The organism is Herbiconiux sp., assembly GCF_023264855.1.
In the GTDB taxonomy this organism is placed as follows: Bacteria; Actinomycetota; Actinomycetes; order Actinomycetales; family Microbacteriaceae; genus Herbiconiux.
In genome coordinates this window covers 20,020-45,121 of record NZ_JAHFUW010000017.1, presented here as the reverse complement: position 1 = coordinate 45,121, position 25,102 = coordinate 20,020, and the positions used below count along the sequence as shown (strand labels likewise).

The following is a 25,102-nucleotide window of genomic DNA, read 5'->3' as shown; positions in this document are numbered from 1 at the left end:
GCTACCGGCGCCTTCGGGGGGCGAGGTGACTCCGCGGCCGGCTTCTTCGTGGGCCGCCGCGCGGAGGGCGCCGGCTTCCCCGCGGGCGGCGGCGCGGCAGGTGGAGGGGGTGGCGTGATGCCGGGAGGTCGTTTCACTCGGCCGGGGCACCCGTCACAGCGGGTTCGGACACCTTCTCGAGCGAGTCGAGCAACTGCGGCACGATCAGGTTCACGTCGCCGCAGCCGAGGGTCACCAGGAAGTCGCCCGGCTCGGCGTACTCGGCCAGGAAGTCGGCGGCGCGCTGCCAGTCGTCGATGTAGGCCACGTGCGACGGATCGGCGAACCGCTCCGACACGAGAGCACCGGTCACGCCCTCCACCGGGTCTTCGCGGGCGCCGCACACCTCGAGCACCACGGTGAAGTCGGCGGTGCGCTCGAGCGTCTCGGCGAACTCCCCCGCCATCAGCTGGGTGCGGCTGTACAGGTGCGGCTGGTGCACGGCGATGATGCGGCCCTCCCCCACGACCGTGCGGGCGGCGGTGAGCGCCGCGTCGACCTCGGTGGGGTGGTGCGCGTAGTCGTCGTACACGCTCACGCCGCCGACGGTGCCATGCAGCTCGAACCGCCGGCCGGTGCCGCCGAACGCGCCGACCGCCTGCACGGCCGCATCCGGAGCGAAGCCGAGACCCACCAGCACCGCGACGGCGCCGGCGGCGTTGATCGCGTTGTGATGGCCGGGAACGCGCAGCACGCCCGGGTAGCTCACGCCCTCGTAGTCGAGCACGTACGACACCGGGCCGTCGGTGACGATCGAATGCACCCGGATGTCGGCGTCCTCCGCCTCGCCGAAGCGGAGCACCCGCGGATGCGCGAGCCGCTCGGCCACGCGGAGCGCGCCGGCGTCGTCGGAGGAGATGACCACGAGCTCGGAGGCCTCGTCGGCGAAGCGCACGAAGGCGTCTTCGACGGCCGCCACCGAGCCGTAGTGGTCGAGGTGGTCGGGGTCGACGTTCGTGATGAGGGCCACGGCCGAGTCGTAGAGCAGGAAGGAGCCGTCCGATTCGTCGGCCTCGAGCACGAACAGCTCGCCCTCGCCGAGCGCCGAGCTCGTGCCGAGGTCGGAGATCACGCCGCCGTTCACGAAACTGGGGTCGGCGTCGAGTTCGCGCAGGGCCGTGACGATCATCCCGGTCGACGTCGTCTTGCCGTGCGCCCCGGCCACGGCCACGAGCCGCTGCCGGTTCACCAGCCAGGCGAGCGCCTGCGAGCGGTGCAGGATCGTGAGCCCGTGCTGCTGGGCGTACAGGTATTCGGGGTTGTCGGGCCAGAGGGCGCTCGTGACCACCAGGGTGTCGGCGGTGCCGACGTTCGAGGCGTCATGACCGACGGCCACCGGGATGCCGAGCGCACGCAGCTTCGCCGCGGTCTTGGAGTCGCTGCGGTCGGAACCTGTGACGGTGAGACCGGATGCGGCGAACAGGCGGGCGATACCGCTCATGCCGGCTCCGCCGATGCCCACGAAGTGCACGGCGCCGAGGGTGTCGGGGATCTCGATCGAGAGGTCGGGCTTGATCATGCGGTCACGCCCTTTCTGCTGGGGGAAAGCGTCGGGTTTCGGGATACAAGGTTACGCTCACAGGGACGGGGCCGGGCCCGGCTCCCCCAGGGCCCGTGCGATCAGTGCCGCCAGCCGCGCGTCGCCGTCGGCGATGCCGACCTCGCGCGCGGCGGCGGCCATCCGTTCGATCCGCGGACGGTCGGCCAACAGCGGCAGCACCTCGCGGGTCACCCACTCGGGCACGAAGTCGGCGTCGTCGACCAGGATCGCTCCCCCGGCCCGCAGCAGGTCGCGCGCGTTGAAGCGCTGCTCGCCGTTGCCCACCGGATACGGCACCAGCACGGCGGGCACGCCGATCGCCCCGAACTCGCTGAGAGTCGAGGCGCCGGCCCGGGAGAGCGCGAAGTCGGCGACGGCCAGGGCCAGATCCATCCGGTCGCAGTACTCCACGAAGACGTAGCCGTCGATGCCCGGGTCGCTCACCTCGGAGCGGTTGCCCGCGATGTGCAGCACGTTCCAGCCGACGCCCACCAGAGCGGCCGCCGAGGCGTGCACCGTGGCGTTGATGCGGCGGGCGCCGAGCGATCCGCCGGTCACCAGCAGGGTGGGCCGGGAGGTATCCAGGCCGAAGAAGGCGGCGGCCTCGGTCGCGGCGGCGGCACGCACCTCCGGCGCGGCCAGTGCGGTCACCTCGGTGCGCAGCGGCATGCCCACCAGCGTGGCGTGCGGCAGCACGGTCGAGCCGAAGGTCACACCCACCCAGGGCGAGAAGCGCGCGCCGAGCCGGTTGGCCAGCCCCGGCTTCGCATTGCCCTCGTGGATGACGAACGGCACCTTCGCGCGCCGGGCGCCGAGGTAGCCGGGCGCCGAGGCGTAGCCGCCGAAGCCCACCACCACGTCGATCCGCCGGGAACGGATGAGCTCCGCCACCTGCGCGATCGTGCGGCGCAACCCGCCCGGGAAACGCAGTGCGGCAGCGTTGGGCCGGCGCGGGAACGGCAGCTTCGGGATGGTGACGAGCTCGTAGCCGCGCTCCGGAACCAGCCGCGCCTCGAGGCCCTCGGCCGTGCCGAGCACGATCACGGTGGCCGAGGGGTCACGGCGGCGCAGTTCGTCGGCCGTGGCGAGCAGCGGGTTCACGTGCCCCGCGGTTCCCCCTCCGGCCAGAAGGTAACGCGTCATCGAGTGCGTCCGCTCACGGTGCGGGGGCGCGGCACCGCCGGCCGGCCCGAGGGAGCGGCCGGGGCCTCGAAAGCCCGCGCGTCCCGCGCCGAGGTGACGGCGTTCTCGCGCGCGATGGCGAGCACGATGCCGATCGCCGCCAGGGTCGTCAAGAGAGCGGAGCCCCCCGACGAGATCAGCGGCAACGGCACGCCGAGCACCGGCAGCACCCCGAGCACCACGGCGATGTTCACGAACGCCTGCCCGATCAGCCACACCATCACCGCACCGGTGACGACCTTCGAGAACATGTCCCGAGACGAACGGATGATGCGCACGAAGGCGAGGGCGAGGGCGATGAACAGCAGCAGCACCACGATCGCGCCCACCAGGCCCAGTTCTTCGCCGATGATGGCGAAGATGTAGTCGTTGTCGGCCGCGGGCAGCCACGACCACTTGGCCCGCGAGTTGCCGAGGCCCACACCGAACACGCCGCCACCGGCGAGAGCCCACTCGCCGTGCTGCGCCTGCCAGTCCACGCCCTCGTAGTCGGCGTTCGTGCCCGAGAAGAACGACATGATGCGCTCGGTGCGGCTGGCGCTCGTGAAGGCCACGATCACGGCGAGAACCGCACCGACGATCATCGGCACCACGAGCATCCGGAGCTTGATGCCCGCGAAGAACAGGGCGCCGAACACCAGCCCGGCCATGATCATGACGGTTCCGAGGTCACCGCCGAGCAGCACCAGCAGGATCGCGCCGCCCGCGATCGGCAGCACCGGGATGACGACGTGCCCGAAGTTTCCGAGCAGCGCCTCCTTCTTGGCCAGGATGGCGCCCATCCACACCACAAGCGCGAGCTTCACGAGCTCGGAGGGCTGGAAGGTGTAGCTGCCGATGGCGATCCAGTTGAGGTTGCCGCCCACCTCGTCGCCGAGCGGGGTGAACACCAGCAGCTGAACGCCCACGGCGACGAAGATGGCCACCCAGGCCCACTTCTTCATAACGCGGATCGGGATGCGCGACACCACGAGCATCAGCGGGATGCCGATCAGGGCGAACAGTCCCTGCTTGAGGAACACGCTGAAGAAGTCGCGGCCGGCCGTGAACGAATCGATCGAGCTCGACGAGAGCACCATCACGAGCCCGAGCAGCACGAGGAAGAGCGTGGTGCCCAGCAGCAGGAAGTAGTTGCTCGACTCGGCGGTGAACACCTCGCCGAGCGAGATGCGGGCCGAGCGGGCGCCCGAGCCCGAAGCACCGGAGCCCGGAGCAGTCGAGTCCGAGGCGCCGGAAGCCGCGCCGGGGCGGGAGTTACGGCCGAATCCTGGGAGAGTCCGGGAGGGTGTCGTCACCAGCAATACCTCCCACGTGCTTCCGCACAGCCTCCGCGAACCGGTTTCCCCGGTCGGCGTAGTCCACGAACTGATCCATCGATGCCGCGGCCGGCGCGAGCAGCACGACATCGCCGGGCTGCGCGGCCGCTGCCGCCAAGGCGACCGCTGCGGACATCACGTCCTCAGTCTCATCGTGATCGACCTCGAACAGCGGCAGCGCGGGCGCGTGTCGCCGGATGGCCTCGAGCACCTCGTGGCGCTCGACGCCGATCACCACGGCGGCGCGCACGCGGCCGGCCGATCCGGAACCGTCGACGGCCAACGAAGCCCGCACCAACGGATCGATGTCGACGCCTTTGAGCAGCCCGCCGACGATCCACACGATCGAGGGATAGGCCTTGATCGAGGCCTCCGCGGCGTGCGGATTGGTGGCCTTGGAGTCGTCGACCCAGGTCACGCCGCCGGCCGTCACCACGTGCTCGATCCGGTGCCGGTCGAGGCTGAAGCCGGCCAGTGCAGCCCGCACGGCCTCGACGGAGACGCCGTAGCTGCGGGCGAGCGCGGCGGCGGCCAGCACATCGGCCACGGTGTGCGGGGCACCGAGCCCGCGCTGGGCGAGCTCGTCGACCGTCGCGATCTCCAGGGCCGAGTCGCGCCGCTCCTCGAGAAAAGCCCGGTCGCACAGGATGCCGTCGACCACACCGAAATCGCTCGGCCCGGGGATGCCGAGGTCGAAGCCGATGGCGCGCGCACCCTCGATCACCTCGGCCTCCTCCACCATGGTCATCGTGAGCGCGTCGGCCTTGTTGTAGACGCAGGCCACCTGGGTGCGGGCGTACACCCGCGCCTTGGCGGCCGCATACGCCTCGAACGAGCCGTGCCAGTCGAGGTGGTCTTCGGCCACGTTGAGCACCACCGAGGAGTACGGCGACATGCTGGAGGTGGAGTGCAGCTGATAGCTGGAGAGCTCCACCACGAGCACGTCGAACCCCTCGGGGTCGCGGATGGCGTCGAGCACCGGGATGCCGATGTTGCCGCAGGGCGCCACCCGGTGGCCGGCGGCCAGCAGCATCGAGGCGGTCAGCTGCACGGTCGTGGTCTTGCCGTTGGTGCCGGTGACCGCGATCCAGTCGGCCGGCTTGCCCGCAGCATCCGTCACCTTGTCGCGCAGACGCCAGGCGAGCTCCACGTCGCCCCACACCGGGATGCCGCGCTCGGCGGCCCAGAGCAGCAGCGGGTCGTCGGGGTGGTAGCCGGGCGAGGCGACCACGAGCTCCGGGTCGTGCGCGAGCAGCGCATCCGGAACGGTACCGGCCGGAGTGCGTTCGAAGCGCGCCCCGATCACCGGGATCAGGTCGGCGTACTCCTGCTTCGCGTCGGGCGCGATCACGAGCACGTCGGCGCGCAGCTCGGTGAGCGTGTCGGCCACCGAGAAACCGGTCATGCCGAGGCCGAGCACGGCGACGCGCAGGCCGCTCCAGTCGTGGTGCCAGCTGGTGAGGGCGTCGGTGCGGCTCGTGTCCGGACCGCTCATCAGCGGGACAGCCATTCGAGGTAGAACGAGCCCACGGCGCCGGCCACGAAGAGCCCCGCGATGATCCAGAAGCGCACCACGATGGTGACCTCGGCCCAGCCCTTCATCTCGAAGTGGTGGTGCAGCGGGCTGGCCCGCCAGATCCGCTTGCCCTTGGTGAGCTTGAAGTAGGTCAGCTGCACGGCGACCTGGCCGGCCACCACCACGAAGATGCCGCCGATCAGGATGAGCAGCAGTTCGGTGCGGGTCAGGATGGCCAGGGCCGCCAGCGCCCCGCCGAGGGCGAGCGAGCCGGTGTCGCCGAGGAAGATCTTGGCGGGGTTGGTGTTCCACCAGAGGAAACCGATCAGGGCGCCCACCACGGTGGCGGCCACCACGGCGAGATCCAGCGGATCGCGCACGTCGTAGCACTTGTCGAGCACGTCGAGGTCGATCGTGGCGTTCTGGCAGCTCTGGTTGAACTGCCAGAAGCCGATGATCACGAACGAGCCGATGGCCAGGATGCTCGAGCCGGGAGCCAGACCGTCGAGCCCGTCGGTGAGGTTCACACCGTTGGAGGTGAACATCACGATGGCGCTGATCCAGATCACGAAGGCGATCGTGCCGATGATCAGGCCCCAGGAGAGGAAGTCGAAGGGCAGGTCACGGATGAACGAGACCTGCGTGGAGGCCGGGGTCTCGCCCGCGGAGTTCGGGAACTGGATGGCCAGCAGCGCGAAGATCACGCCCACCAGCACCTGCCCGGTGATCTTCGCCCAGGGTGTGAGGCCGAGGCTGCGCTCCTTGTGCACCTTCAGGAAGTCGTCGAGAAAGCCCACGACGCCGAGTCCGGTCATCAGGAACAGCACCAGCAGGCCCGAGATCGTGGGTGGCTCCTGCGTGAACAGCGCCGACACGAAGTAGCCGAACAGCACCGCCAGGATGATGACGATGCCGCCCATGGTGGGCGTTCCGCGCTTGACGTGGTGCGCATCCGGAGTGTCGATGTTGATGTACTGGCCCCAGGCGAACCGCTTGAACAGGCGGATGAAGACCGGAGTGAGGAAGAGCGTGAAGGCCAGCGAGAGCGAGGCCGAGGCGAGCAGGGTGATCATGCGTTCGTCTCCGCGGTCGAATGGGCGTCGGCGATGCGGTCGCCGAGAAAACGCAGGCCCGCCGAGTTGGAGGACTTGACCAGGATGAGGTCGTTCGGCCGGGTGTCGGCGGCGACGAGCTCGAAGGCCTGGTCGGCCGTCTCGACGAACACGGCCTCGCCGCCCCACGAGCCCTCGTGCTCGGCGGCCAGGTGGATGGCGCGGGCGCCCTCCCCCACCACGACGAGCTTCTCGATGTTCAGGCGCACCACGAGGCGGCCGAGGCGGTCGTGCTCCTCGACCGAGAACTCGCCGAGTTCGCTCATCGCGCCGAGCACGGCGACGGTGCGCTGCCCGGGACCCGAGATCTGGGCGAGCGTCTTGAGCGCGGCGACCATCGAGTCGGGGCTCGCGTTGTAGGCGTCGTTGATGACGGTGACACCGTCGCGGCCGCCGAGCACCTCCATCCGCCAGCGCTCGGCGCGGGTGACCGACTCGAGGGCCTCGACGATCGTCGCGATCGGCACACCGAGGGTGTGCGCGGCGGCCGCGGCGGCGAGGGCGTTCATGACGTGGTGCTCACCCAGCACCGCGAAGCGCACCGGGCTGGAGCTGCCGTCGGGCAGGTGCAGCACGAAGCTCGTGCCGGCGGCGGTGGCGTCGATCTCGGTGGCGCGCACCGCGGCCTTGTCGTTCAGGCCGAACCAGAGCACCGAGGCGGCGGTCTTCGCCGCCATCCCGGCCACGCGCGGGTCGTCGATGTTGAGCACCGCGACATCCGCGGGCTCGAGGTCTTGCACCATCTCGGTCTTGGTGGCGAGCGTGGTCTCGATGCCGCCGAACTCGCCGGCGTGCGCGAGGCCGACCGTGAGCACCACGCCCACGTCGGGCTTCGCCATCCGGATCAGCCGCGTGATCTCGCCTTTGCCGCTCGCACCCATCTCGGCCACCAGGAACCGCGTCGACGGAGTGAGCTTCAGCATGGTGAGCGGAGCGCCCACCTCGTTGTTGAACGAGTCGCGCGGGGCGACGGTCTCGCCCACGCGCTCGAGCACGGCGCGGAGCAGGTTCTTGGTGGTGGTCTTGCCGTTGGAGCCGGTGATGCCCACGATCTTGAGCGCGCCGAGCGCCTTCACCCGGCGCACAACGTCGGTGGCGAAGTGGCCGAGCGCGAGCACCGAGTCGGCGACGACGACCTGGGGCACGGCCAGGGCCGCTCCGTGCTCCGCGGCGAACGGATGCTCGACGACGACCAGGGCGGCGCCGGCCTCGACGGCGTTCGGCACGAAGCGGTGCCCGTCGTCGAACTCGCCGCGCTTGGCGACGAACAGGTCACCCGCGCCGATCAGGCGCGAGTCGGTGTCGACCGTGCCGTTCAGCACGGTGCCGGGCGTGTAGCCGGCGGCGACCGCTTCCGGGGTGAGCACGAGTTCGCCCTGCAGGGCTTCGGCGATCTCGGTGAGTGTGAGGTCGAGCATGTATCAGAGCCATCCGTGTTCGCGGAGCGCATTGCGCGCATCGTCGCGGGCCGAGTAGGGGATCTTCTCCCCCGCGACCTCGTGGTAGTCCTCGTGGCCGGGGCCGGCGTAGAGGATGACGTCGCCCTCGCCGGCGATCGACAGGGCTTTGCGGAACGCGGCCCGAGGGTCCGCGACCTCGTGGATCTCACGCTCGGGCACCTCGGCCCGGGCCGCATCCAGCAGCACGCGGCGGATGTCGGCGGCGTTCTCGGTGCGCGGGTGGAAGTCGGTGATCACCACGGCATCCGCCAGTCGCGCGGCGATCGCGCCCATGTCGGCGCGCTTGGAGGGATCGCGGTCGCCGTCGGCACCGAAGAGCATGACGATGCGGCCGTCGGTGACGCGGCGGATCGACTCCAGGGTCGAGGTGAACGCGTCCGGCGTGTGCCCGTAATCGATGAACACGACCGGGCCCCGATCGCCCGACACCCGCTCGGCACGGCCGGGGATGTACACGTCGATGCCGGGCTCGCGCTGCTCGTCCTGTTCCCAGTCGAGTTCGGGGTCCCACGGATGCTCGGCGTCGTCGCGCACGAACGGCTCGTTCAGCGCGTGCGAGATGGCGTCGAGGTCGAAGCCCGACTCCACCAGCATCACGATGGCCAGGGCGGCGTTGGCCGCCATGATGCGGCCGAGCAGCGGTACCGAGGTGGAGAGCTCGCGATGGTCGGGGCCGCGCAGGGTGAAGTTCGTGCGATCGAGCGTCTCGGAGTCGATCGTGAGCGTCCACTCGGCATCCGACTCGGCCACCGCGGAATCCGACTCCGTGGAGATGGTCGTGAGCGGGATGCGCGACTCCTCGACCAGGCGCCGCCCCCAGCCGCCGTCGACCATCACGACACCGCGACGAGCCCGGTCGGGCTGGAACAGCTCGCGCTTGGCCTCGAAGTACACGTCCATGGTCTCGTAGTCGTCGAGGTGGTCGTGGCTGAGGTTGGTGAAGCCCACCACGTCGAACACGATGCCGTCGACCCGGTGCTGGGTGATGGCCTGTGCCGAGACCTCGAGCACCACGGAGCGCACATCGGCCTCGCGCATGCGGGCCAGCATGGCGTGGATCTCGGTGGCCTCGGGCGTGGTGAGGGTCGACACGATGGTCTCGTCGCCGATCCGTCGCTCGGCCGTGGTGCTGATGCCGGCCACGATGCCGAGCTGGCGCAGGATCGCCTCCAGCAGGTAGGCGACGCTCGTCTTGCCGTTGGTGCCGGTGACGCCGAACATCGTGGGCTGGTCATCGCGGGTGCGGTAGATCCAGGCGGCGAGTTCGCCGAGGGCCAGTCGCGGCTCGGGGGTGACGATCACGGGCAGGCCCGAGCCGGCCGCGATGGCCGCGCCCTCGGAGTCGGTGAGGATGGCGACCGCTCCGGATTCCTTGGCGGCCACGGCGTACGAGGCGCCGTGCACGTGCTTGCCTTTGAGGCCCACGTACAGGTCGCCCGGCATCACCTCGCGCGACGACAGCGAGATGCCGCTGACGACATCGGCCACGGGAGCGCCCTGCAGTTCCAGGCCGAACTCCTCGACCAGGTGCGGGAGCGATCGCGCGATCGGATGCTCCGGTCGTAGAGCCGAAGAGCCCCGATCAGCCACTGGTCTCCTTGGTTCTCGTCGTCATCGCCCGTCTGCGCCTCAGTACGTGGTGGGCAGGTCGGGCCCGGGCTCCGTGGAGGGGAGCACCCGGTTCTGCTTCAGGACCTGCGACATGATCTTCTGGAAGACCGGTGCCGCAGCCAGAGCAGACTCAATGGTAACGGGCTTCGCGATGGTGACCGAAACGACGTACTGCGGATCTTCGGCCGGGGCGAGGCCCGCCACCGAGGTGATGTAGCTGTCGCCGTAGGCTCCGCTGCCGTCACTCATCTGCGCGGTACCGGTCTTCGCGGCCACCCGGTAGCCCGGGATCTCGAGGTCGGCACTGGCATAACCGCCGGTGACGACGGTCTCCAGCATGTTCACCACGTCGGTCGCCGTCTTGCTCGACACGATCTGCTGGCCGTCGGTGGCCGGGGCATCCGTCACGGTGCCGTCGGCGGCCTGGCAGCCCTGCACGAGCGACACCGGCAGGCGCACGCCGCCGTTGCCGATGGTCTGGTAGAGGCTCGCGATCTGGATGGCGGTGGTCGACACACCCTGGCCGAAGGTGGTGGTGAGGTTCGTCTGGTCGTCCCAGTCCTGCCACGGGGCCAGGATGCCGCCCGACTCGGCCGGGAAGCCGACCTCGCTGGGCTCGGTCATGTGGAACTTCTGCATGAAGTCGTACCGCTGCTCGGAGCTCAGCCGCTCGCCGAGCATGCCGAAGCCGGTGTTGGAGGATTCCTGCATGACACCCGCGAAGGTGAGCCGCAACGGGTCGACGTGGAACTCGCTGTCCCGGGTGGAGGCGCCGTTCGCGTCGGTGAAGATGTAGGGCGCCTCGACCTGGGTGCCGACATCCGCCGCCCCGGCCTCGAGAACGGATGCCGCGGTCAGCGCCTTGAAGGTCGAGCCGGGCTCGAACGGCGACTGGAAGGCGATCGAGCCGCGCTCCGAATCGGGCGTGGCGTCGACGTTGTTGGGGTCGACGCTCGGGTAGTCGGCCACGGCCAGCAGCTTGCCGGTCTTGACCTCTTGCACCACGACGGTGCCCCAGGCGGCTCCGGTCTCGTTGATGCGGTCGACGAGCGCCTGCTGCGAGAACCACTGCAGGTCGCTGTCGATGCTCAGCTGCGCGGTGCCGCCCTGCACGGCCTGCACCGCGGTCTCGGTGCTGCCCGGGATGGCGACGCCGTCGGCGCCGCGCTGGTAGGTCTCGAGGCCGTCGGTGCCGGTGAGGCACTGGTTCTCGATCTGCTCCACGCCGGCGGTGCCGACCGCGGTGCCGTTCTCGTCTTCACCCATGAAGCCCACGACGCTGCCCGCGACGGCGCCGTTGGGGTAGGTGCGCACCGGATGCGATTCGTAGTACAGCCAGGGGATCTCGAGATCGCGGATGGCCCGGAACTTGTCCACATCGATGCCCTGCACCACATAGGCGTGGTTGGAGCCGGGGTCGGCGGTGAGGATGCCGTACACCTCATCGGAGGTCTGGCCGGTGATCGCCGCGATCTCGGCCGCCGCCTGGGTGGGGGTGACCGTGGTCGTGCTGCCGTCGTCGCCCGTGCGGTCGAAGTCGGTCACCGACACCGGGGAGGCGGTCACGTCGTAGCGCAGCACGGTGGTGGCCAGAACGGTGCCGTCGTTGTCGACGATGTCGCCGCGCAGGCCGTAGATGGAGGTCTGCGCCGAGAGCTTGTCGGCCGACTGGGCGTTCAGCTCGTCGGCCTGCACGATCTGGATCGAGACCAGCCGCACGATGAAGACGGCCACGACCGCCACGACGACGGCTACGGCCACGGCGGCGCGGCGCTTGGTGCTCCGGTGGATGCGGGCAGCGGCGTTCACGCGCGATTACCGCGTGGTCGGGGAGGGAAGTGCACCCTGCCACGGTACGTCGGCGGACTGCGGTTCGACGGGAGGCGCGCTCACGGCCGCGGCGGCGGCTGCCGCATCGGTCGTCGCCGCCGCATCCGCCGCGGCCGTCGGCGCCGCCAGCAGGGAGTTCGGGATCAGCGTCTGGCCGCCGGTGAGGGTCGGGGTACCGGCCGAAGCCGCCACGGGCGAGCCGAGCACGGCTCCGTCGGAGAGTCGCAGGTACACCGGGGCGCTGTTCGCCACCATTCCGAGCGACTCCGCGCTGGCGGCGAGGTTCTGCGGCGACGAGAGGCTGTCGTACTGCTCGCTCAGCACCTGGTTGGTGCGGTCGAGCTCCTTCTGCTCCTGCTGAAGCGACGACACCTCGTAGGCGCCGTCGGAGAGGCCGATGCTGAGCAGCAGCTGCGTCACCACGATGGCGAGCACGCCGGTGACGACGACGGCCGCGTACGCGATCTTCGGGCGGGCGCGCTTCTGCACCCGGGTGGGCACGATCTCGATCCGCGGCGCGATCTCCGGAAGCTCCCATTCGGGGGCCGGCGCGCCTCCGGACAGGGTCATTCGGGGTCGTGCCATGGCGGCACCGGCGAGGTTCGTCATGCGATGCTCCGGATCTTCTCGGCGGCGCGCAGGCGCACGGGGATGGCACGGGGGTTAAGGGCTCGTTCGTCGTCGCCGGCCAGTTCGGCGCCGCGCACGAGGAGCTTCAGTTCGGGGCGGTGCTCGGGCAGTTCGACCGGCAGGCCCGCGGGGGCGGTGGAACTCGAGCGCTTCACGAGCTCGCGCTTGACGATGCGGTCTTCCAGCGATTGGAAGGAGAGCACCACGATGCGTCCGCCGACCCGGAGCGCGTCGATCGCCCGCGGGATCGCCCGTTCGAGCACCGAGAGCTCGGCGTTCACCTCGATCCGCAGCGCCTGGAAGACGCGCTTGGCGGGGTGACCCTGATTCGAGAACTTGGCGGGGGTGGCGGCCTGGATGATGTCGACCAGCTGGCCCGAACGGGTCACCGGGGCATCATCACGGGCCGCCACGATCTTGCGGGCGTACCGGTCGGCCAGCTTCTCCTCGCCGTAGTCGCGGAAGATGCGTCGGAGGTCTGCCTCGGAGTAGGTGGCGATGATCTCGGCCGCCGTGAAGGGTGCCGTGTCATCCATCCGCATGTCCAGCGGCGCGTCCTTGGAGTACGAGAAGCCGCGCTCCACCATGTCGAGCTGCATCGACGAGACGCCGAGGTCGAACAGGATGCCGTCGACCTCGTCGATGCCGAGCCCCTCGAGGGCTTCGTCGATGTCGTCGTAGACGCAGTGCACGAGGTCGATGCGGTCGGCGAAGCGGGCGAGCCGCTCCCCCGCGAGGCGGAGGGCGTTGGGGTCGCGGTCGAGGCCGACGAGGTGCAGTTCGGGGAAGGCCTCGAGGAAGGCCTCGGAGTGGCCGCCGAGGCCGAGGGTGCAGTCGACCAGCACGGCGCCGGGTTCGCCGAGCACCGGGCCGAGCAGCTCGATCGAGCGCTCGAGCAGCACCGAGGCGTGGATGCCGGAGATGTCGCGCGGCTGGTTCGTGGTGTCTGGCCGGTTCGTGTTGTCGGGCATGAGCATCCGTTCTCCGGATTCGCGGCCCCTGATCCCCATCCGTTGTTCCGACCTGACATCGGGGAAGAGTGTCAGGGCGGTCGACCTGGCACCGGGGAAGTGCGCCAGGGCGGGCAACGGCTGGGAGTCAGGGGCGACGACTCAGAAGAGTCCGGGAATCACCTCCTCGTCGGTCTCGGAGAAGGCGGCTTCCTGAGCGGCGAGGTAGGTGTTCCAGGCCTCGGCGTCCCAGATCTCGGCGCGGCTGCCGGCGCCGATCACGACGAGGTCGCGATCGAGGTTGGCGTAGCTGCGGAGCGGAGCGGGCACTGTCACGCGGTGCTGCTTGTCGGGGGTCTCGGCACTGGCGCCGGAGAGGAACACGCGCAGGTAGTCGCGGGCCTGCTTGGAGGTGACCGGAGCCTGCCGGATCTTCTCGTGCAGGTCTTCGAATTCGCGGGTGGAGAAGACGTAGATGCAGTTCTCCTGGCCGCGGGTCATCACGACACCGCCGGCGAGCTCGTCGCGGAACTTCGCGGGGAGGATGATGCGCCCTTTGTCGTCGAGCTTGGGAGCGTACGTGCCAAGGAACACTTACCTCCCCTTACTCTTCCGGCCAGAATTGTGGGCTTCACTCCACTTTACTCCACTCTCCACCACCTATCAATCGAATCCGGGGTATTTCGCGCTCAAAGCAAGAAAAGATCCGCGCTATCACGCGGATCTGAGCGGTGGAGGGAAATGGAGGGCAGTGTGGGCGCCGTGGAGTGTCCGGGCACAAAAAAAGACCGGCCCGAAGGCCGGTCTCTTCTTTCAGCTCACCCGGTGTGCCTGGGCGGCCGCGTCATCACTCGCTGCGGTCGTCGTCGCGACGCTCCCAGCGGTCGTTCAAGCGATCCATGAACCCCGACTTGGAGGCGGCTTTGCCTCCGCGAGGGGTGGAAGTGGAGGGCGAGGGAGCGGCCGGCACGCCACGGCCGCGTTTGCTGCGGCGCAGGGCCAGCAGTACGCCGCCGAACATGGCGACGAAGCCGACCAGGCCGATCAACGGCTGGTGGAAGATCACACCGGCGATGACGATGCCGAGGCCCAGAATCCCCACGAGGATCCCTAGCACCAGGGCGCCGTAGTTCAATCGACCTCGACCACCGCTGACGGCCGAGACGAAGTCGGCATCGTTGTGGTAGAGGCTGCGCTCCATCTCATCGAGGAGTCTTTGTTCTTGCTCCGAAAGCGGCATCCTATTTCACCTCAGGCTCGGGACCGACGCGTGGTAGCGCTAATTGTAGTGTGCTCGGTCTGGCTAGGCTAGGCGAGTGATGGAAAGCCCGCGCCTAGTCAATCTGGTCGAGACACGAATCAGCGAGTTCATCGCGTCCCAGAACTCCATTCTCCTGCGGATCGCACCCGAGCTGGCCCCGTTCGCGACGTTCTCGCGGGATCTTCTCAGCGGTGGCAAGAGGTTCCGCGCCCAGTTCTGCTACTGGGGCTGGCGGGCGGTGTCTCCGGTCAACTCGGCGTCGGCCGTTCCGAGCGAAGACGACCTCGACGCGCTGGTCGATCTCTGTGCCGGCCTGGAACTGTTCCACGCCGCTGCGCTCGTGCACGACGACATCATCGACAACTCCGACACCCGCCGCGGGCGCCCCTCGGTGCACCGTCGTTTCGAGGCCCTGCACGCCGAGGAAGGATGGCGCGGACCCGGTCGTGGTTTCGGCGAGGGCAGCGCCATCCTGCTCGGCGACCTGCTGCTGGCCTGGAGCGACGAACTGATCTCGCGCGCCATCCTGGGCGCCCCCAGCGCGGATGCCCTGCTCGCCACGCGCGAGGCGGTCGACCAGATGCGCACCGAGGTCACCCTCGGCCAATACCTCGACCTGCTCGAGGAGCGCGCCTGGGCGGGCGTGGAACTGCCGCAAGCGCTCGAGCGCGCCGAACGGGTGATCGTCTACAAGTCGGCGAAGTACAGCGTCGAGGCGCCGCTGGTGATCGGAGCGACGCTGCGCGGAGCATCCGTCGAACAGCTCGACAGCCTGCGCCGCTTCGGGCTGCCGCTCGGCATCGCCTTCCAGCTGCGCGACGACCTGCTCGGCGTGTTCGGCGACGCCGAGCGCACCGGCAAGCCCTCGGGAGACGACCTGCGCGAGGGCAAGCGCACCGTGCTGGTCGCGCTCACCCGGGCGCGCCTGGATGCGTCGTCCCGCCGCCTGTTCGACGAGCTGCTCGGCGACCCCGAGCTGAACGAGAGCCAGATCCGGATGCTGCAGCAGACCATGCGCGAGACCGGCGCGGTGCTCGAGGTCGAGACGATGATCGCCGATCGCACGAAGACGGCCCTTCGCGAACTCGAGCGCGCCCCCTTCGGCGACACGGCACGGGCCGAACTGGCCTCGCTCGCCCGCGTGATCACGCAGCGCGAGAGCTAGCGCCCGGGCGGCTCAGAAGGCGAGCGCCTGGGCGATCCGCCGCACCTCGGCCTTGCGGCCGGCCCGCAGCGCCTCGATGGGCGAGGTGTCGAGCAGCTCGTTCGACTCCAGCAGCCACTCCACGATCTCGTCGTCGGTGAACCGGTTGTCGGTGAGCACGATGATGGTGCCCCGCAGCTCGGTCAGCGGCTCGCCGTCGCGCACGAAGCTGGTGGGAACCGAGAGCACTCCTTCGCGCTTCACACCCACCAGGTGGCGGTCTTCGATCAGGCGCCGCACGCGGCTGGGGGTCAGGTCGAGCAACTCGACGAGGTCGGGAACGGTCAGCCATTCGGTGGCGGGCAGATCAGTCACGAGTACAGATTGCCACGCATCCGGAGAACCGTGACAATCCCGTTGCGTCACGAATGAATAAAGTTCCGCTCCGGAACCCCTCGCATGCAGTGTCTATACGGGGAACTGGATACGACGCTCTCTAGACTCGATGGCGTGACCAGCGCCCCACCCGACCCCATAATCGGACGTCTCATCGACGGCCGGTACCAGGTTCGGTCGCGCGTGGCCCGCGGGGGCATGGCCACCGTGTATCTCGCCACCGATCTGCGCCTGGAGCGCCAGGTGGCGATCAAGATCATGCACGGCCATCTGGCCGACGACGCCGCGTTCAAGGAGCGCTTCGTGCAGGAGGCCCGCTCGGCGGCCCGCCTCGCGCATCCGAACGTCGTCAACGTGTTCGACCAGGGCCAAGACACCGACATGGCCTACCTCGTCATGGAGTACCTGCCCGGTAAGACGCTGCGCGACATCCTCAAGGAGTACGGCAAGCTCACCACGGCGCAGACCATCGACGTGATGGATGCGGTTCTGGGCGGCCTGGCCGCGGCGCACAAGGCCGGCATCGTGCATCGCGACCTCAAGCCCGAGAACGTGCTGATGGCCGACGACGGGCGCATCAAGATCAGCGACTTCGGCCTGGCGCGCGCCGTCTCGGCCAACACGGCCACCGGGCAGGCGCTGCTCGGCACGATCGCCTATCTCTCCCCCGAACTGCTCACCCGCGGCACCGCGGATGCCCGCAGCGACATCTACGCGGCCGGCATCATGATGTACGAGATGCTCGTCGGCGCGCAGCCCTTCGTGGGCGAGCAGCCGATGGCGATCGCGTTCCAGCACGCCAACGACCCGATGCCCGTGCCGAGCGCGGCGAATCCGGGTGTTCCGGAGCAGCTCGACGACCTCGTGCTGTGGGCGACGGCGAAAGACCCCGACGACCGGCCCAACGACGCCCGCGAGATGCTGGAGCGCCTGCGCTCGGCCGAGAGCGAGATCGCCGGCAACCCGGCGCCGCACCACGCCACCGCCCGCACGGCCGTGCTGCCTCCCGCCACGTTCGACGCCGATCTCGACCAGGCGCAGACGCAGGTGCTCGAGCAGCGCCGACGCACGGGGGCCACGAAGGTCGTGGGCGCCACCGCGGCCACGGTCGTGGCATCCGCGGTCGCCGGCCCCACCACCGTCTACGGCAGCGCGATCGCGCCGCCCGCCCCGCAGGCCGGTCCCCTCGTCGGCCCGGGCTCCCCCACACCGCCTTCGGCGCAAGAGAAGCTCGCCCGCAAGGCCGCCTCACGCCGCAAGCGCGGCTTCCTCATCTTCGCCCTCGTGCTGCTTCTCGCGGGTGCTCTCGGCGGCGGCGCGTGGTACTTCGCGGCCGGTCCCGGCGCGAACGTCACCGTGCCCGATGTCACCGCTCTGACGCCGGATGACGCGATCGCCACCCTCGAGGGCCTCGAACTCGTTCCCACCCGCGCCGATCAGAACAGCCTCGCCGTCGCAGCGGGAAGCATCATCGGCACCGACCCGGTGAGCGGCAGCACTTTGTCCAAGGGCGCCGCGGTCACGGTGATCGTCTCGGCGGGGCCCCGGATGCTCGAGGTGCCGGGTCTGGCGGGCATGGCCGAGGCCGATGCCATCGCCGCCATCCAGGCCGGCGAGTTCACCACGGCTCCCTCCCAGCAGCAGTTCAACGCCGATGTGGCGGCCGGAGTGGTGATCGCGGCGCTGGGAGCCGACGGGCAGCCGCTGGGCGCCACCTACCCCGAGCAGCAGCCGATCACCCTCGTGGTGTCGGTGGGCGCGGTTCCGGATGTCGTGGGCCAGTCCCTCGACGACGCCAAGGCCACCCTCGCGGCCGTCGGCCTCACGGGGGTCGACGGCTCACAGGACTTCAACGACGACATCCCCGAGGGCCACGTCTATCAGGCGATCGCCCCGGAGGGCACGGTCGTGCCCGGCCAGAGCGTCACTCTGAACGTCTCCCGCGGTCCCGAGCCGGTCACCGTCCCCACCGACCTCAACGGCAAGTCCTGGTCGGAGGCGAAGCCCATCCTCGAGAAGCTCGGCTTCAGCCTCCAGTACAACGCCGTCGCAGACGCCTTCCCCGACACCTTCAAGGTCAGCGACACCGCCCCCGCAGGAGGCGCGAGCGTCCCCAAGGGCTCGAAGATGACCGTCTCCTTCAGCGTCTTCTAGAACGCGCAGAACACCTCAGAAGGCAACCGAAGTCTCGGGCCGTACTCGACGACCCAAGGTGAGTGCGTGGCCGATGGATGCGACCGAAGGCCGCGTCCGTCGACCGCGTGCTCACATGTCGCGCTGCGCCGGGCAAGGACCGGCGCAGCCTGAGACGGCCGAGCGAAGCCCGGCCGCCTCAGCAACAAGCACAGCAGGACGGTGTCAGCCGAGAAACCCCCACCGCACCATCCCTAGCTCCTGGGCGAGCTCCCCGACGCCACCAGCTCCTCAGCCACGAGGAACGCGAGTTCCAGCGACTGCATGTGGTTCAGGCGCGGGTCGCAGAGTGACTCGTAGCGCGTCGCGAGGGTGTCCTCGTCGATGTGCTCGGAACCGCCGAGGCACTCGGTGACGTCGTCACCGGTGAGCTCGACGTGGATGCCACCGGGGTGCGTTCCCGCATCGCGGTGCGCCTCGAAGAAGCCCTTCACCTCGTCGACCACGTCGTCGAAACGACGGGTCTTGTAGCCGTTGGGCGTGGTGAGGCCGTTGCCGTGCATCGGGTCGGTGACCCACAGCGGCAGCGCATCCGACGCCTTGATCGCCTCCAGCAGGGGCGGCAGGGCGTCGCGGATCTTGCCCGCGCCCATCCGCGTGATGAAGGTGAGGCGGCCGGGCTCGCGGTTCGGGTCGAGCTTGTCGATCAGCCGCAGCATGTCGTCGGCCGTCGTCGACGGGCCGAGCTTCACGCCGATCGGGTTGCGCACCCGCGACAGGAAGTCGACGTGCGCACCGTCGAGGTCGCGCGTGCGCTCCCCGATCCACACGAAGTGCGAGGAGGTGTTGTACGGCGTTCCCGTGCGCGAGTCGATGCGGGTCATCGGCCGCTCGTAGTCGAACAGCAGCGCCTCGTGGCTGACGTAGAACTCGGTGCGCTTCAGCGCCTCGAAGTCGGCCCCGCACGCCACCATGAACTTGACGGCGCGGTCGATCTCGCCGGCCAGCTGCTCGTAGCGCACGTTCGCCGGGTTCGAGGTGAAGCCCTTGTTCCAGGTGTGCACCTGGCGCAGGTCGGCGAACCCGCCCTGGGTGAACGCGCGGATGAGGTTCAGCGTCGACGCGGCCACGTGGTAGCCGTCGAGCAGGCGCTGCGGGTTCGCGGTGCGCGACTCCGGCGTGAAGTCGTAGCCGTTCACGATGTCGCCGCGGTAGGCGGGCAGCGTCACGCCGTCACGCGTCTCGGTGTCGCTGGAACGGGGCTTCGCGAACTGACCGGCCATCCGGCCCATCTTGATGACGGGCATCGAGGCGCCGTAGGTGAGCACGACGGCCATCTGCAGGATCGTCTTGACGCGATCCTTGATCTGGTCGGCCGTCGCCCCCGCGAAGGTCTCGGCGCAGTCGCCGCCCTGCAGCAGGAAAGCCTCACCGCGGGCCGCGCTGGCGAGCCGTTCGCGCAGGTTGTCGACCTCGCCCGCGAAGACGAGGGGCGGGAAGCTCGAGATCTCGCGGGAGACGGATTCGACCGCGAGGCGATCCGGCCACTCCGGCTGCTGCTTCACCGGCAGGTCACGCCAATAGTCCAGACCCGCGATCACAGATTCATCCGCTTCGACGATCAGCTCTGTTGGATCTACCACTGGGTCCTGTTTCCTGTATCTATCTGTAAGGCGCGGGGTTACTTCGCGCTCGGTCGCACGGCTCTCGTGCGTTTCTCCTTGACTGAAGTCGCATACACGTCCGCGTATTCCTGGCCTCCCAGGCGGTGCAGCTCGTACATGATCTCGTCGGTCACGGAGCGAAGGATGAATCGGTCGGATTCCAGCCCCTCGAACCTAGAGAAATCTAGTGGCTCGCCGATGATGATGCCAATCCGGCGGATCTTCGGGATCTTGCTGCCGATGGGCATCACCTTCTCGGTGTCGATCATGGCGACCGGGATGATGGGCACGTGGGCTTCGAGCACCATCCGCGCCACGCCCGTGCGGCCCCGGTACAGCTTCGCATCGGGGCTGCGGGTGCCTTCGGGGTAGATGCCGAGCAGCTCGCCCCGGCCGAGCACGGCGAGGCCGGTGTTGAGCGAGGCCTCGGAGGCCTTGCCACCGGTGCGGTCGATCGAGAGCTGGCCGCTGGCGTTGAAGAACAGCCGCACGAAGAAGCCCTTGATGCCCTTGCCCGTGAAGTAGTCGCTCTTGGCGAGGAACGAGACGTGCCGGTCGACCACCACCGGCAGGAACACCGAGTCGCTGAACGAGAGGTGGTTGGAGGCGAGGATGGCGCCGCCGGTGGCCGGGATGTTCTCCAGACCGATCACCCACGGCCGGAAGAGCGTCTTCAGCACCGGGGCGATGAGCAGGTATTTGGCGAGGAAGTAGAACATGGCGGCTCGGCCCCTCAGATCGTCTCGGCGTAGTGGCGGGCGAGGTCGGCCGCACCGACGACGCCGGCGTCGTTGACCAGTTGCGCGATCGCGAATTCGGGCTCCGGATGGTAGCCGCGCGCCGGCAGGGAATCCAGGAAGGCAAGACGGATCGGCTCCAGCAGCTTGTCTCCCGCCTGGGCGACGCCGCCGCCGATCACGAACAGCTGGGGGTCGAGCACGGCCGCGAGGCTCGCACAGGCCTGGCCGAGCGAGCTGCCGAGGGTGCGCAGGGCGGCGAGTGCGCCCGGGTCGTCGATCTCCACCAGCTCGCTCACGTCGAGACCGGTGAGCACGCCGTTGCGGCTGCGCACCGAGGCGAGCGCCTGGCCGATGCCGCCGGCATCCGCGAGCTCGTTGGCGATGCGCAGGAGGGCGCGGCCCGATCCGTACTGCTCGATGCAGCCGTGGGCGCCGCATCCGCAGGGCAGCCCACCGGGCACGAGTCGCAGGTGACCGAGCTCGGCGCCGGCGCCGAAGCCGCCGCGGAACAGGCGGTCGCCGCTCACGATGGCGCCGCCCACTCCGGTGCCGATGGTGAGGATGACCATGTCGCTGACCAGGCGGCCCGCGCCGAAGCGGAACTCGGCCCAGCCGGCGGCGTTGGCGTCGTTCTCGACCACGATGGGGATGCCCAGCCGCTTCTCGAGCTTCTCGCGGAAGGGTTCGTTCCGCCAGCTGATGTTCGGGGCGTAGTACACGATCGACTGCGCCGCGTCGATGAATCCGGCGGCCGCCACACCCACGGCCGAGATCTCCTCGCCCTGCGAGAGGTGCTGCACCATCTCGACGACCGTGTCCTCGATCACCTGCGGCTCGGAGGCGGAGGTGGGCCGGCGATCGTGCTTCACGATGTGGCCGAACTCGTCGACCACGGCTCCGGCGATCTTGGTGCCACCGATGTCGATTCCGATGGCCCGCATGATGATGTTCCTTTTCTCCCGGAATGAACGCATCCAGGGAAGCCTCGGACGCAACAAGTAGAGTGTAGATGAGATGCACTCGACCGGTACCGAAGGAGCTGCCGTGGACCAGTATTTCGTCCCGCCCGTTGTCCCCGCCGATCCGTCGGCGAACGCCACCGACCTGCTCATCGAGCGCGTGCGGCTCACCCCCGACGAACCTCTGTTCGCGGTGCCCGAGGGGGCCGGATGGCGCGATGTCACCGCGGCCGAGTTCCTCACGCAGGTGCGCGCCATCGCCAAGGGCCTCGTCGCCGCCGGGATCGAACCGGGCGACAAGATCGGCCTGATGTGCAAGACCCGCTACGAGTGGACCCTGATCGACTTCGCCACCTGGTTCGCCGGTGCGGTGCTGGTGCCGATCTACGAGACCTCTTCGCCCACCCAGCTGCAGTGGAACATGAGCGATTCCGGTGCCACTGCCGTCATTCTGGAGACGGCCGACAACTTCGCCCGTTTCGACGAGGTGCACGCCGACCTGCCGTTGGTGACCCGCGTCTGGCAGGTCGACCTGGGTGATCTCGACAAGCTCGCCGCGTCCGGCGGGGCGGTCTCCGACGAGGAGATCGAACGCCGTCGTTCGATCGCCGTCGGTTCGGATCTCGCCACCTTGATCTACACCTCGGGCACCACCGGGCGGCCCAAGGGCTGCATCCTCACGCACTCGAACTTCGTGGAGCTCTCGCGAAATGCCGCCGTCTCGATGAAAGACATCGTGCGTCCGGGTGCCTCGACGTTGCTGTTCATCACCACCGCGCACGTCTTCGCGCGGTTCATCTCGATCCTGAGCGTGCACGGTGGCGTCAAGGTGGGCCACCAGGCCGACACCAAGCAGCTGTTGCCGGCGCTCGGCTCCTTCAAGCCCACGTTCCTGCTCGCGGTGCCCCGCGTGTTCGAGAAGGTCTACAACTCGTCCGAGCAGAAGGCCGAGACCGGCGGCAAGGGCAAGATCTTCCGCAGCGCCGCCCACGTTGCGGTCGAGCACTCCGAGGCGCTCGACGCCGGGCACGTGCCGCTGGGCCTCCGCCTCAAGTTCAAGCTGTTCGACCGCCTGGTCTACTCCAAGCTGCGCACGGCGCTCGGCGGCCGGGTGCAGTACGCGGTCTCCGGATCCGCTCCGCTCGGTCACCGCCTGGGGCACTTCTACCGCAGCCTCGGCGTCACGATCCTCGAAGGCTACGGCCTGACCGAGACCACCGCGCCGGCCACGGTGAACCTCACCGACAAGTTCAAGATCGGCACGGTCGGCCCCGCGCTGCCGGGTGTCGGCATCAAGATCGCCGACGACGGCGAGATCTTCGTCTCGGGCATCAACGTGTTCGCCGGATATTGGAAGAACGACGAGGCCACGGCCGAGGTGATGGATGGCGAGTGGTTCAAGACCGGCGACATCGGTGCGCTCGACGACGACGGCTTCCTCACCATCACCGGCCGCAAGAAGGAGATCATCGTGACCGCCGGCGGCAAGAACGTCGCCCCGGCGGCGCTCGAAGACCCGATCCGCGCCAACCCGCTGGTCGGCCAGGTCGTAGTCGTGGGCGATCAGAAGCCCTTCATCTCGGCACTGATCACCCTCGACTCGGAGATGCTGCCGGTGTGGCTGGCCAACAACGGTCAGCCGGCCACGCTGACGGTCGATGAGGCCGCCGTGAACCCGGCCGTCCTGGCCGAGATCCAGCGCGAGGTGGATGCCGCCAACACACTGGTCTCCCGCGCCGAGTCGATCCGCAAGTTCGTGGTGCTCACCTCGGACTTCACCGAGGCGAGCGGCCACCTCACCCCGAAGCTCACGATCAAGCGCAACGTCATTCTGAAGGACTTCGCGCCGGTGATCGAGGGCATCTACAACGCGGCCCCCGCCACCGAGGGTCAGTCGCTCGTGCACTGACCTTCGTCGCCACTCGCCAAAAAAGCCCCGAATCCTGTGTTTCGGGGCTTTTTTGGCGAATCGTGAGGAGGTCAGCAGGATGTGAGCGACTCCACGGCCTTACTGATCGTGTTGGTTCCGCCGAGGATGACGACCTTCGCGGGCGTGAGCCGCTGGAGTTCCGCTAGCACCGGGGCGGGAACGCAGTCTTTCTGCACGAGGTAGATCGGGTTGCCGTCTCTGCCGGCAACAGGAGCGGCGCTCAGCGCATCCGGGAACACCAGGCCGCTCGCGAGGTACACGGTCGTCGAGGCTGTGAAGGCCTCCTTGTTGATGGCAGCCGCAGCCTCGAACCGATCAGCCCCGGAAGCCCGGGTGACGGTGTAATGCTCGGTGAGCGAGGCCTGCAGTGCCGCGCTCACCGAAGCCGGCCCACCGGCGATGCGCACGTTCTTGACGGCCAAGTCGTCGAACAGCTGGGCTTCAGCAGTCGTCAACGCCGTCTCGGCGCCGTTGACGAGCACGACCGGACCGTTCACGGTCACGGCGGCCGGGGAGGCTGCCAGAGCATCAGGGAAGTTCGACCCGGATGCGAGGTAGACCCAGGGCGAGCTCGGCACACCGAAGTCGGGGTTCGTGACCAGGGCACGGGAGACCTCGAAGCGATCCGCTCCACCGATACGGGTGACGGCCGCATCCGGAATCTTCTCGACCAGCTTGTCGGCCACCGACTCATTGACCGAATTTGCGCCGCCGACGATCACGATGTGATCGGGGTTCAGGCGCTGCAGTTCGGCGAGCGTGCCCGCGGTCAGTACGGCCGCCGGAGTGAGCAGCAGCGGCGCATTGTGCAGGCCCGCGACCGACCCGGCGCTCAGCGCATCCGAGAACTTCTCGCCGCTCGCCAAGTACACCGTGTTCGCGGTCGTGAACGCCTCCTTCGACACCTGCACGGCCTGGTCGTAGCGATCGGTTCCCTGGACACGGCTCACCACCGGTGGAGTCAGGGCGGACGCCGGAGCAACGGCTCCCGCCGCCGAGGCGGCGAGGAGAAGGGCGCCGAGAGCGGCAGCACAGATCGACGGAAGGGATTTCACGGAAGGCCTCTTTCGGAGCAGGGATGGGTACCTGCATCCTCGTCCCGTCCAGGCTTCGCGCGTTATGAGTAGTTGCTACTCAGAACCAAGTGCTCTCGCGCACCTGGCGCATCGCCTCGCGGCGGGAGGGCTTGTCGAGGCGGTCGAGATAGAGCAGACCGTCGAGGTGGTCGGTCTCGTGCTGCAGCGCCTGCGCCAGCACGCCCGTGCCCGACACCTCCACCGGGTTGCCATCGAGGTCGATCCCGGTCGCCCGCGCGAAAGGGTAACGCGCGGTCTTGAACCACAGATCAGGCACCGAGAGGCAGCCCTCGTCGACCAGCTCCGGCTCCCCCGACACCTCCACGAGCACGGGGTTCAGGATGTAGCCCACCTCGCCGTCGACGTTGTAGCTGAAGGCTCGCAGGTTCACCCCGATCTGCGAGGCCGCGACCCCCGCCCGGCCCGGCACCTTCACACTGTCGAGCAGGTCGTCGACCAGCCCGCGCACGCGGTCGTCGATGACGCCGATCGGGTCGGACACGGTCTTCAGCACGGGGTCGCCGAACAGGCGGATCTCACGGACGGTCACAGCGGGAGTTCACTTTCGGTGGAGAGACGATGCGGGGCCCACGATCGCGGGCCCCGCATCCGG

The 25,102-nt window shown here is 68.9% G+C and carries 21 protein-coding genes; 3 read left to right on the top strand and 18 right to left on the bottom strand.

Annotated elements, in window-relative coordinates; translation table 11 throughout:
* Positions 1–133: 133 nt before the first annotated feature.
* From murC to Q0D75_RS09015, 12 genes are all read right to left on the bottom strand, one after another.
* On the bottom strand, positions 134–1,558 hold the full coding sequence (gene murC, locus Q0D75_RS09070) for a UDP-N-acetylmuramate--L-alanine ligase (RefSeq protein ID WP_291052085.1): 1,425 nt from the start codon (positions 1,556–1,558) through the stop codon (positions 134–136).
* A gap of 57 nt (positions 1,559–1,615) precedes the next feature.
* Positions 1,616–2,722, bottom strand: a complete 1,107-nt coding sequence (locus Q0D75_RS09065) for a UDP-N-acetylglucosamine--N-acetylmuramyl-(pentapeptide) pyrophosphoryl-undecaprenol N-acetylglucosamine transferase (RefSeq protein ID WP_291052082.1) — start codon at positions 2,720–2,722, stop codon at positions 1,616–1,618.
* The gene (gene ftsW / locus Q0D75_RS09060; protein ID WP_291052184.1) at positions 2,719–3,930 is read right to left on the bottom strand and encodes a putative lipid II flippase FtsW; all 1,212 of its coding nucleotides are present in this window, start codon (positions 3,928–3,930) and stop codon (positions 2,719–2,721) included. Before ftsW ends, Q0D75_RS09065 begins: the two co-directional genes overlap by 4 nt.
* A gap of 85 nt (positions 3,931–4,015) precedes the next feature.
* On the bottom strand, positions 4,016–5,572 hold the full coding sequence (murD, locus tag Q0D75_RS09055; protein ID WP_291052078.1) for a UDP-N-acetylmuramoyl-L-alanine--D-glutamate ligase: 1,557 nt from the start codon (positions 5,570–5,572) through the stop codon (positions 4,016–4,018).
* The gene (gene mraY / locus Q0D75_RS09050; RefSeq protein WP_291052075.1) at positions 5,572–6,666 is read right to left on the bottom strand and encodes a phospho-N-acetylmuramoyl-pentapeptide-transferase; all 1,095 of its coding nucleotides are present in this window, start codon (positions 6,664–6,666) and stop codon (positions 5,572–5,574) included. Before mraY ends, murD begins: the two co-directional genes overlap by 1 nt.
* On the bottom strand, positions 6,663–8,123 hold the full coding sequence (gene murF, locus Q0D75_RS09045; protein WP_291052072.1) for a UDP-N-acetylmuramoyl-tripeptide--D-alanyl-D-alanine ligase: 1,461 nt from the start codon (positions 8,121–8,123) through the stop codon (positions 6,663–6,665). The genes mraY and murF overlap by 4 nt, the downstream gene beginning before the upstream one ends.
* Positions 8,124–8,126: 3 nt before the next feature.
* Positions 8,127–9,755 (bottom strand): UDP-N-acetylmuramoyl-L-alanyl-D-glutamate--2,6-diaminopimelate ligase, encoded by a 1,629-nt coding sequence (locus tag Q0D75_RS09040; protein WP_291052069.1) that lies wholly within the window; start codon positions 9,753–9,755, stop codon positions 8,127–8,129.
* Between the two features lie 39 nt (positions 9,756–9,794).
* Entirely contained in the window at positions 9,795–11,585 is a 1,791-nt protein-coding gene (locus tag Q0D75_RS09035; protein WP_291052066.1) for a penicillin-binding protein 2, read from the bottom strand.
* Between the two features lie 6 nt (positions 11,586–11,591).
* On the bottom strand, positions 11,592–12,215 hold the full coding sequence (locus Q0D75_RS09030) for a hypothetical protein (RefSeq protein WP_291052064.1): 624 nt from the start codon (positions 12,213–12,215) through the stop codon (positions 11,592–11,594).
* The gene (gene rsmH, locus Q0D75_RS09025; protein ID WP_291052061.1) at positions 12,212–13,207 is read right to left on the bottom strand and encodes a 16S rRNA (cytosine(1402)-N(4))-methyltransferase RsmH; all 996 of its coding nucleotides are present in this window, start codon (positions 13,205–13,207) and stop codon (positions 12,212–12,214) included. The genes Q0D75_RS09030 and rsmH overlap by 4 nt, the downstream gene beginning before the upstream one ends.
* 141 nt (positions 13,208–13,348) lie before the next feature.
* On the bottom strand, positions 13,349–13,780 hold the full coding sequence (gene mraZ / locus Q0D75_RS09020) for a division/cell wall cluster transcriptional repressor MraZ (RefSeq protein ID WP_291052058.1): 432 nt from the start codon (positions 13,778–13,780) through the stop codon (positions 13,349–13,351).
* A gap of 253 nt (positions 13,781–14,033) precedes the next feature.
* On the bottom strand, positions 14,034–14,426 hold the full coding sequence (locus tag Q0D75_RS09015; protein ID WP_291052055.1) for a DUF3040 domain-containing protein: 393 nt from the start codon (positions 14,424–14,426) through the stop codon (positions 14,034–14,036).
* 79 nt (positions 14,427–14,505) lie between these two features.
* Between Q0D75_RS09015 and Q0D75_RS09010 the strand changes: the two genes are divergently transcribed.
* Positions 14,506–15,612 (top strand): polyprenyl synthetase family protein, encoded by a 1,107-nt coding sequence (locus Q0D75_RS09010; protein WP_291052052.1) that lies wholly within the window; start codon positions 14,506–14,508, stop codon positions 15,610–15,612.
* Positions 15,613–15,624: 12 nt separating this feature from the next.
* Here Q0D75_RS09010 and Q0D75_RS09005 read toward each other — a convergent pair whose 3' ends face one another.
* Complete coding sequence (locus tag Q0D75_RS09005) at positions 15,625–15,966, bottom strand: Rv2175c family DNA-binding protein (RefSeq protein ID WP_291052049.1); 342 nt, start codon at positions 15,964–15,966, stop codon at positions 15,625–15,627.
* A gap of 135 nt (positions 15,967–16,101) precedes the next feature.
* Here Q0D75_RS09005 and pknB point away from each other — a divergent pair, with 135 nt between their 5' ends.
* The gene (gene pknB / locus Q0D75_RS09000; protein WP_291052047.1) at positions 16,102–18,141 is read left to right on the top strand and encodes a Stk1 family PASTA domain-containing Ser/Thr kinase; all 2,040 of its coding nucleotides are present in this window, start codon (positions 16,102–16,104) and stop codon (positions 18,139–18,141) included.
* Positions 18,142–18,374: 233 nt separating this feature from the next.
* Here pknB and Q0D75_RS08995 read toward each other — a convergent pair whose 3' ends face one another.
* The 3 genes from Q0D75_RS08995 to Q0D75_RS08985 all read right to left on the bottom strand — a co-directional run bounded on the left by Q0D75_RS08995 (position 18,375) and on the right by Q0D75_RS08985 (position 21,465).
* The gene (locus tag Q0D75_RS08995; protein ID WP_291052181.1) at positions 18,375–19,721 is read right to left on the bottom strand and encodes a class II 3-deoxy-7-phosphoheptulonate synthase; all 1,347 of its coding nucleotides are present in this window, start codon (positions 19,719–19,721) and stop codon (positions 18,375–18,377) included.
* Positions 19,722–19,801: 80 nt separating this feature from the next.
* Entirely contained in the window at positions 19,802–20,503 is a 702-nt protein-coding gene (locus Q0D75_RS08990) for a lysophospholipid acyltransferase family protein (protein WP_291052045.1), read from the bottom strand.
* Between the two features lie 14 nt (positions 20,504–20,517).
* Positions 20,518–21,465, bottom strand: coding sequence for an ROK family glucokinase (locus Q0D75_RS08985; RefSeq protein WP_291052043.1), 948 nt, complete (start codon positions 21,463–21,465; stop codon positions 20,518–20,520).
* A 103-nt stretch (positions 21,466–21,568) separates the two neighbouring features.
* On the opposite strand from Q0D75_RS08985, the gene Q0D75_RS08980 reads away from it, so the two are divergent.
* A complete protein-coding gene (locus tag Q0D75_RS08980) occupies positions 21,569–23,392 on the top strand; it encodes a long-chain fatty acid--CoA ligase (protein WP_291052040.1) in 1,824 nt (607 codons plus the stop codon).
* 71 nt (positions 23,393–23,463) lie between these two features.
* On the opposite strand, the gene Q0D75_RS08975 is transcribed toward Q0D75_RS08980, so the two are convergent.
* On the bottom strand, positions 23,464–24,468 hold the full coding sequence (locus Q0D75_RS08975) for a cell wall-binding repeat-containing protein (protein WP_291052038.1): 1,005 nt from the start codon (positions 24,466–24,468) through the stop codon (positions 23,464–23,466).
* A 79-nt stretch (positions 24,469–24,547) separates the two neighbouring features.
* Positions 24,548–25,039: a peptide deformylase gene (locus Q0D75_RS08970; protein WP_291052036.1), complete on the bottom strand. Its 492-nt coding sequence runs from the start codon at positions 25,037–25,039 to the stop codon at positions 24,548–24,550.
* Positions 25,040–25,102: the final 63 nt, after the last annotated feature.

What these genes read in the sequence shown, in the direction of transcription:
- murC (WP_291052085.1), bottom strand. Translation starts at nt 1,558, where the DNA reads ATGATCAAGCCCGACCTCTCGATCGAGATCCCCGACACCCTCGGCGCC.
- Q0D75_RS09065 (WP_291052082.1), bottom strand. Translation starts at nt 2,722, where the DNA reads ATGACGCGTTACCTTCTGGCCGGAGGGGGAACCGCGGGGCACGTGAAC.
- murD (WP_291052078.1), bottom strand. Translation starts at nt 5,572, where the DNA reads ATGAGCGGTCCGGACACGAGCCGCACCGACGCCCTCACCAGCTGGCAC.
- mraY (WP_291052075.1), bottom strand. Translation starts at nt 6,666, where the DNA reads ATGATCACCCTGCTCGCCTCGGCCTCGCTCTCGCTGGCCTTCACGCTC.
- murF (WP_291052072.1), bottom strand. Translation starts at nt 8,123, where the DNA reads ATGCTCGACCTCACACTCACCGAGATCGCCGAAGCCCTGCAGGGCGAA.
- Q0D75_RS09030 (WP_291052064.1), bottom strand. Translation starts at nt 12,215, where the DNA reads ATGACGAACCTCGCCGGTGCCGCCATGGCACGACCCCGAATGACCCTG.
- rsmH (WP_291052061.1), bottom strand. Translation starts at nt 13,207, where the DNA reads ATGCCCGACAACACGAACCGGCCAGACACCACGAACCAGCCGCGCGAC.
- Q0D75_RS09015 (WP_291052055.1), bottom strand. Translation starts at nt 14,426, where the DNA reads ATGCCGCTTTCGGAGCAAGAACAAAGACTCCTCGATGAGATGGAGCGC.
- Q0D75_RS09010 (WP_291052052.1), top strand. Translation starts at nt 14,506, where the DNA reads ATGGAAAGCCCGCGCCTAGTCAATCTGGTCGAGACACGAATCAGCGAG.
- Q0D75_RS08990 (WP_291052045.1), bottom strand. Translation starts at nt 20,503, where the DNA reads ATGTTCTACTTCCTCGCCAAATACCTGCTCATCGCCCCGGTGCTGAAG.
- Q0D75_RS08985 (WP_291052043.1), bottom strand. Translation starts at nt 21,465, where the DNA reads ATGCGGGCCATCGGAATCGACATCGGTGGCACCAAGATCGCCGGAGCC.